The sequence below is a fragment of the Bacillus hominis genome, assembly GCF_018332515.1.
Classification (GTDB): domain Bacteria; phylum Bacillota; class Bacilli; order Bacillales; family Bacillaceae_G; genus Bacillus_A; species Bacillus_A hominis.
The window spans coordinates 1-1,826 of sequence record NZ_BOQD01000377.1; the positions used below are offsets into that span (position 1 = coordinate 1).

At 32.4% G+C, this 1,826-nt stretch carries 2 protein-coding genes; both read right to left on the reverse strand.

The window, feature by feature from the left end:
* Positions 1-787 (reverse strand): VOC family protein (locus KI356_RS25195; protein WP_212936804.1); only part of this gene is annotated, 787 nt, incomplete at its 3' end.
* A 114-nt stretch (positions 788-901) separates the two neighbouring features.
* Positions 902-1,735, reverse strand: coding sequence for an alpha/beta fold hydrolase (locus KI356_RS25200; protein ID WP_212936805.1), 834 nt, complete (start codon positions 1,733-1,735; stop codon positions 902-904).
* Positions 1,736-1,826 lie beyond the last annotated feature (91 nt).

A 1,826-nucleotide genomic window follows, 5' to 3' on the forward strand; every position in this document is an offset into this window, starting at 1 on the left:
AAAGTGGTAAGTTTAATTTACTCGGAATATTGGAGTGAAACTCTGGTGTATGCACAATAGAAAATGAATATCCTTGCTCAATAAATGATACTTCATTATGTTTACATTGAAATGGAACACTATTTTTCTTAAAGTTATTTTGGATTTTTTGTAAAAATACATGATCCGATGTTCCGAGTGAAACATGTACTTTCGGTGGTAAAGCTTTCATCGCAATGGGAATCCAAGGTCGCTGCCACCAGGTTGCGATGATATATGCAGTGCCGCCTATTACAAAGTTAAAAATATCCCCATCTTCCTTCGTTTCCATGTCTAGATTTGATTTCAACCATTCCGTAAATACAGGTACACTTTTAACCGGAAGACCAATTTCCCTTACGTATAAAATGTTTAACGGTGAATGCGGGACTAATACTTTTTCTTGAACATAACTATGTGCGATAATTTCGAGAAGGTTTCCATCACCGTCTTTAAAGTATAAATTGAATCGACCGCTCTCCTCGTCAATTGTATGACCATCTTTCCATTTCACAATAAATAATCCAGATCCTTCAAGCCATCTTGCTGTCTCATAAAATTTTGAATATGGAATCTCAAAAGCGAAATGCGCAGGTGCAATTGGTTCATATACTTCCTGGAAACTAATTGTTGTATATGGTGTTACTTCAAATTGAATATATGATGCGGTTTCTTTTTTTATTGGAAAAGATAATATGTCTTTATAAATTTGTTTTACCCCTTCTATAGAAACCGTTTGGAGTTTTATATCTGAGATATGTGTAATCATATTAAATCCCCCTATTTTATTCTATCTATTCGTATTGTATTACACTTATAAATAGATAAAATCAACCTAAGGATGGATTTTTCATATAGAAGCTACAACTTTAGTATGAGTAATTTAGCTCCAATTACTTTTTATTTCCTCAATAACAACTTCTGGTTTATCCCAGTGTAGCAAATGTGTAGTATTAGGGATTAATTTCACTTTCGCGCCAGTTTTCAACTTGAAAATATTTACTGTTTTATCTCTATATTCATCCCATATATGCGGAACTGTAGCTCGAAGTAAAACAATATTAGATGGTAACTTCTCATATATATCAATCGTTTCATCCTTATGCATACCTCTTACAATATTCCCAGCTGTTGTACCTCTCGCATGCCAACATACTTTATTATTCATTTCAATCCCAAGGTCCTTTACTGCAATCTCTATTAATGGAGACCATCTAGTATAAGCTTCTTTTTCACTTTTGAAAAACTCATCCCAATTATTAAAAACGTATTCATCAAAGTCTTTTTCGTAATAAGCGATTTCCTCTTGAAGCGTTTCTTCTTGAAGCCTTTTCGTTTGATACCCTCCATCAATTAAAATGCTTCCTAATACCTTTTCTGGATTATTTAATAAATAAAATAGCGCTACAAAACTTCCCCACGAATGTGATAGAAAATAGAAATGCTCAATTCTCAGTTCATTTATTATTTCCTTTAACCAATTTGCTAAATTTTGCATCTCATAATCTTCCGTTCGTTCAAATGGAGCTGTTTTACCGTGTCCTGGTGCATCAACAGAAATAAATCTATATTCTTCTTTTAATTCCTCAGCAATTTCTATAAAACTTAAACTCGTACTACCTAATCCATGTAAACAAAAGATAACGGGTTTGTCATTATTCCCCCATTCAGTAATATGTACGTTTATGTTTTCGTTGTTAATATAGTAACGTTTCAAAACAATTATCCTCCATATTTCGATTTCTTGATTAATACTTTACTTATTTCTATTATTTTTAAGTTTTTCCTGCATTCTTTTCCATACAAAA